Raw genomic sequence first — 5967 nt, 5'->3', positions numbered from 1 at the left:
GTCTTCGGCACGCTCAGCCTCGGGTTTGCCACGCTTGAGATGGGTGATCGCCATGCTCGTCTATCCCTTGGTGTGGCGGCCTGCCAAAAGGCGCACCCCTGTTTGCGCATCGAAAAGATGACAGGCCCCGACAGGCACCCTTGCCGCGAAGGGCGTGCCGATCTTGGCCCGGTAATCCTTGGGCGCCTTGATCGCCACAAGCGCGCCGGCCACCTTGAGTGTCACCATGGTTGCGTCGCCCAGCAACTCGAGCGCGTAGATTGCGGCCGCGATCTGCCCCTCCCCATCGGGCAAGGGCATGGCATCCTCGGCCCGAAAGCCCAAGATGACCGGCCCATCGGGACCAGCCAGCCCGCCGATGCTGACATTCTGTCCGCTGAAAACGCCGCCCCGCAATTCGCCCGACAACAGGTTCATCGCCGGACTGCCGATGAAGCCCGCAACAAAGGTATTGGCGGGATGGTCATAGATTTCGGTGGGCGTGCCGACCTGTTGCACCACGCCCTTGTTCATCACCACAACCCGGTCGGCCAAGGTCATCGCCTCGATCTGGTCATGAGTGACATAGATCGTGGTGACCTTGAGTTCATGGCTGAGGTTCTTGATCTGGGCGCGTGTCGAGACGCGCAGCTTTGCATCGAGGTTGGAGAGCGGCTCATCCATCAAGAACACATTCGGTTCACGCACGATGGCGCGGGCCAAAGCCACGCGCTGGCGTTGACCGCCCGACAATTCGGCGGGGCGGCGATGCAGGAATTCGGTCAATTCCACCATTTCGGCGGCGCGCATGACCCGTTCGCGGTGGGTCGCAGGGTCGATTTTGCGCACTTTGAGCGGAAACCGGATGTTTTCATAAACATCGAGGTTCGGGTAGAGCGCATAGCTTTGGAACACCATCGCTACATCGCGATCCTTGGGGTCGAGGTCGTTGACCCGCTTGCCGTCGATCAGGATATCGCCTTCGGTCACCTCCTCCAGCCCGGCGATCATGCGCATCGTCGTGGTCTTGCCACAGCCCGATGGGCCCAGCAGCACCAGAAATTCGCGGTCCGTGATGGTCAGGTTGAAGTTGTCAACGCCGACAAAACCGCCCCAGCGCTTCGACAGGTTCACAAGCTTGATTTCAGCCATGAGAGCAGGGTCCCTGATGGGGCATTGATGCATACGTTTTCAACAAGGCTATCGCCAAAGAGGAAAATCGATCAAGCCCTATTTTGCTGAAACTATAGCAGAATGATTTGCCGGGCTTGCGCGGTGAAACTTCTTGCACGACCCCGGATACATGCCTCAGTATTGAAAACGTATGCAAGCGATGATGCGATTCGCTTTTTGACGCAATCGCGGCACGCACATGAGGATGGGGGCACAGGCAAAAGCCGCGACACCCCGAACACAACAGGGAGCTTTCGTGATGACTTTCAGCAAGATGACCACCCTTACCGCGATCGCCACGGTCATGACCGCGTCGGCGGCCTTGGCCGATTGCGGGATCGCATCGGGTCGGGTGGCGATCCTTTCCAACGATTTTCCGGCGCTGCAAGCCCTGGCACAAGGCGCGATGGAATGCGCGTCAGCCACGGTCGAGGTGACGGCCAACCAGACCACCACACATCGTGATCTGCAAGTGGCGGCCCTGACCGCAAACCCGGCCGAATATACCTCGGCCGTGGTTGCCAATTCCTCGATCGTGCCGCTGTTGAATGATGGTCTGATCCGTCCGCTCGATGATCTGATCGCGCAATATGCCCCCGATCTTCCGGCGCTCAATCGCATCACCATTGACGGAAAAACCATGGCGGTGGCCTTCATGGCCAATGCCCAGCATCTGTTCGTGCGCCAAGACGTGCTGGATCAGATCGGGGCTGAGGCGCCCACCACCTATGAAGCTGTGCTGGAGGTTCTGGCCGCAATCCGTGACGCTGGCATCATGCAGCATCCCTTTGCGATGAACACAGGCTCGGGCTGGAACCTGGGCGAGGAATTCGTCAACCTTTACCTTGGCTTTGGTGGCGCCTTGTTCGAGCCCGGCACCGCCAACCCCACCATCAACAACGAAACCGGTCTGGCGACGTTGGAAATGCTGGCGGCATTGAACGCCTATGCCAACCCCGATTTCCTGACCTTTGACAGCAACGCCACCCAAGCCCTTTGGGAAGGGGGCGAGATCGCCGTGGGCTATATGTGGGGCTCGCGCGGTGGCGCCATCCTGGACAATGAAAACTCCACCCCCGAGATTGTGGCGGCCACCAAGCTGATGGGCGCGCCGACTGTGGCGGGCGGTGTGCTTCCGGCGTCGACCCTGTGGTGGGATGGCTTTACCATCGCCGCCAACATCCCGGATGAAGATGCGGCTGCAACATTTCAGGCGCTGATGCATGGCTTGCGCCCCGAGGTGATCACCGCCAACAACGATGCGGCTGTCTGGCTGATGGAAGGGTTCACCCCCGGTGCACCGGCCCTGGGTGTGACAGCCACCGCGCAAGCGGGCGCGCTGCCTTATCCGATGGTCCCCTATGCCGGTCTGATGCACACGGCGCTTGGCAATGAACTGGCGCAATTCCTGCAAGGTCAGGAAAGCGCTGAACAGGCCTTGGCCGATGTCGAGGCGGCCTATCTTGCGGCCGCACGCGAACAGGGCTTTGTGCAGTAAGCCCAACAGGGCACGGCGGTTTGACTTTCCCGCCGCCGTGCCCAACCCTGCCGCCGCCCCGTAAGGACGCGACATGCCCCATCGCACGTTTCTGTGGTTCATCTTGCCATCGCTCAGCGCGATGATCTTGTTCATTGCGCTGCCGATCGTGTCTGTGGTGATCCAGTCTTTGCATGTCGAACATGAGCAGGTGCTGGTGACGGTGGAAACCTGCGGCCCGTTTGGCTGCACCAACGAGACCCGCGTCGACACCGAGGCCACCGCCGCTTTGCGCGAAGCGCAGCCCTTGGGCCGCTTCAACGGGCTTGGCACCTATGTCAACCGCGCCCATCTGGCCACCGCCGAATTGTCCGCCGCATGGCGCACCACCGACAGCCTGGGGGCCTTTCTCGGTCAGGCGCTGAACCTTCCGTTCTACAAGGCCTTGGCGTTCACGCTGGCCTATACAGCTGTGGTGACGCCCCTGGTCCTGGTCTTGGGGCTGGCCATTGCGCTGGGGGTCAATGCGCTGCCGCGCCTGTTGCGCGGGCCCACGATCTTCTTCTCGCTTCTGCCGATGATCGTGACCCCCCTGATCGGGTCGCTGGTCTTGTTCTGGATGGTCGATGCCAATGGCGTGATCGGGGCCGGCATGCAAAGGCTGTTTGACGATCCTGACCTGTCGCTCAAGGCGTCACCGGCTTTGACCTGGGCGATGTTGTTTGTCTACGGCGTTTGGCATTCCGCGCCCTTTGCCTTCATCGTGTTTTACGCAGGCCTGCAAACGGTGCCCGGCGAAACGCTTGAGGCCGCGATGATCGATGGTGCGAACCGCTGGGAAAGGGTGCGCTATGTGGTGATCCCGCATCTGATGCCGCTCGCGGTTTTTGTGACGCTGATGCAATTGATGGACAACTTTCGCGTCTTTGAGCCCATCGTCGGCTTTCAGGCACAGGCCAGCGCCACATCGCTGAGCTACATCATCTATTCCGATTTGCGGGGCGACACGCAGCAATTCGGGTCGGCGGCCGCGACATCGGTGCTGACGATCATCGGCGTGGCCATCTTGTTGGCGCCGGTGCTGCTGCGCACCTGGCGTGATTTCAATCGCAAAAGGGCGTGATGCCATGACCGCTTCATCCTTGCGCCGCTCGCCCGCCTTGGCCGTTATCTCGATGGTGCTTGTGGCGCTTTGGGTGATCCTTGCCGCCTTTCCCTTCATCTGGACGCTTTGGGGATCGTTCAAGGTTCAGGGCGATTTCTTTTCGCGCGCCGATTGGATGAACGCGCTGACCGGGCCGCTGACGGTCAAGCAAACCGGTGCGTCCATCACCGGGCAGGGCTATTTCGGCGCATGGATCGAAAGCGGGTTCTGGCGCAACGTGATGAACACGGGGATCGTCGTCACCTGCACGGTGGTGATCTCGCTGACCTTGGGCACTTTGGGCGGCTATGCGCTGGCGCGCTCGGGGTTCCGCTATGCGTTCTGGATACTCATGATCGCGCTGGTGTTTCGGGCCATGCCGCATATCACGCTTGTATCGGGGTATCTGATGCCGTTTTTCCAATGGAACCTTTGGGGGCATCTGCCGACTGCGATCATCGTCCTGGTGGCGATCAACCAGCCCTTCACGCTATGGATGCTGCACAGCTTTTTCCTGAACATTCCCAAGGATCTGGACGAAAGCGCCATGGTTGATGGCTGCACGCGGTTTCAGGCGTTTCGCCATGTGATCATGCCCGTGATGTGGCCCGGTGTGATCACCACGGGGCTGTTCAGCTTTCTGCTTGCCTACAATGATTTTGCGGTGACCGCGATGCTGCTGACCCAAGACAATCAGACCATGGTGCCGCGCATCGCATCCTTCCTTGGATCGGTGCAGCAAGAGGGCAATGTGATGTTCGCCGTTGCCGCCGTCGTTTCGGCCACGGCCCCGCTGTTTGTGTTGATCTTGTTCTTTCAGCGCCAGATTGTCAGCGGCCTGACCGCCGGGGCGGTGAAGGGATGAACCTGCAAGACGCCAAGCGCATCGTGCGTGCCATGCAAGCGGCCGTCGATGCCGCGCCCGCCGGTGCCAGCGCCGATGCCCTCGCCGCCCATGTCAGCCAGGACTATCGCTGGCGCGGCTATCACCCTTTCGGCGATCTGCGCGGGGCAGGGGCCGTGGCGCATGCTTTTTGGGATCCGCTCAAGACATCGCTCACCCGGATGCAGCGGCGCGAGGACATCTTTTTCGCGGGCCTGAATCAGATTGATGGCTTCACCAGCACTTGGGTCGTGTCGATGGGCCACCTCATGGGGCTGTTCGATGCGCCATGGCTGGGCATTCGCCCGACCCGCAAGATGGCGTTTCTGCGCTATTGCAGTTTTGACCGCGTTGTGGATGGCAAGATCGCCGACACCGCGTTCTACATCGACATCCCGCATCTGATGGCGCAGGCGGGCCAGAACCCCTTTGGCCCGCAGACCGGGGCCTTTATGGTGCAGCCCGGGCCGATCACCCATGACGGGCTGCTTGACGCCCCCCAGCCCGAGGCCGAAGGCACCCGCACCCTTGCCGCGATCAACGCGATGATCAGCGATCTGGGCACATGGCAGCTTGGTCTGCCGCTTGAGGAAGAACTCGCCCGGACATGGCATGACGACATGATCTGGTGGGGGCCGCATGGGATTGGTGCCAGCTACACCATCGAACGCTATGCCAAGCAACATTCCGGCCCCTTTCGCGCCGCCTTTACCGACCGCACCGGCACAGGCCATGTCGCCCGTCTGGCCGAGGGGCATTATGGCGGCTTTTTCGGCTGGCCGAATTTCACCGCCGTCCATACGGGTGGCTTCATGGGCATGCCCGCCACTGGGCGCGTGGGTGAGTTTCGCGTAATCGACATCTATCGCCGGTCAGGTGACAAACTGGCCGAAAACTGGGTCTTCATCGATTTGCTGCATTACTGGAAAACCCAAGGCGTCGACATTTTGGCGCGGGCAACCGCAATCAACGGCCAAGGCTGACAGGGCAACCCCCCGTGGTCACCCCGGCATCAGCGCGACCATCGAAGTCGCGCGGGCGTTGCATCGCCCACGATCTGCAGCTCAAGCGACGGCTCGGCCGGGTTTGAAATCATGTGACCAGGAAAGCCTGCCCGTATCAGTTGCGTCCTCGGTCTTTTGAACATGCCCACAGGCCGACAGCAACATCATGGAGCGGGCGGCGGGAATCGAACCCGCGTCTCTTGCTTGGAAGGCAAGGGTCTTACCATTACACAACGCCCGCGCTCGGGGGCCGAGGTAAAGCCCCAAGGCTGCCCCGTCAAGCGCCCCCGTCAGCCATTCCCGTCAG

General features: G+C 61.1%; 5 protein-coding genes and 1 tRNA gene. 4 read left to right on the top strand and 2 right to left on the bottom strand.

Annotated features, from left to right (window positions below; translation table 11 throughout):
- Positions 1-60 precede the first annotated feature (60 nt).
- On the bottom strand, positions 61-1131 hold the full coding sequence (locus Q0094_RS12905) for an ABC transporter ATP-binding protein (RefSeq protein WP_297620277.1): 1071 nt from the start codon (positions 1129-1131) through the stop codon (positions 61-63).
- Between the two features lie 280 nt (positions 1132-1411).
- Between Q0094_RS12905 and Q0094_RS12900 the strand changes: the two genes are divergently transcribed.
- The 4 genes from Q0094_RS12900 (at position 1412) to Q0094_RS12885 (ending at position 5639) form a co-directional block, all read left to right on the top strand.
- The gene (locus Q0094_RS12900; RefSeq protein WP_297620275.1) at positions 1412-2650 is read left to right on the top strand and encodes an extracellular solute-binding protein; all 1239 of its coding nucleotides are present in this window, start codon (positions 1412-1414) and stop codon (positions 2648-2650) included.
- A 73-nt stretch (positions 2651-2723) separates the two neighbouring features.
- A complete protein-coding gene (locus tag Q0094_RS12895; protein ID WP_297620273.1) occupies positions 2724-3752 on the top strand; it encodes a carbohydrate ABC transporter permease in 1029 nt (342 codons plus the stop codon).
- Positions 3753-3756: 4 nt separating this feature from the next.
- Positions 3757-4638, top strand: coding sequence for a carbohydrate ABC transporter permease (locus tag Q0094_RS12890; RefSeq protein WP_297620271.1), 882 nt, complete (start codon positions 3757-3759; stop codon positions 4636-4638).
- Positions 4635-5639 (top strand): ester cyclase, encoded by a 1005-nt coding sequence (locus Q0094_RS12885; RefSeq protein WP_297620269.1) that lies wholly within the window; start codon positions 4635-4637, stop codon positions 5637-5639. The genes Q0094_RS12890 and Q0094_RS12885 overlap by 4 nt, the downstream gene beginning before the upstream one ends.
- 188 nt (positions 5640-5827) lie before the next feature.
- Here Q0094_RS12885 and Q0094_RS12880 read toward each other — a convergent pair.
- Positions 5828-5901 (bottom strand) — tRNA-Gly (locus Q0094_RS12880).
- Positions 5902-5967 lie beyond the last annotated feature (66 nt).

It is taken from the genome of uncultured Roseicyclus sp. (assembly GCF_937892565.1).
Classification (GTDB): domain Bacteria; phylum Pseudomonadota; class Alphaproteobacteria; order Rhodobacterales; family Rhodobacteraceae; genus Roseicyclus.
This window is presented reverse-complemented; position numbering and strand designations above follow the sequence as displayed.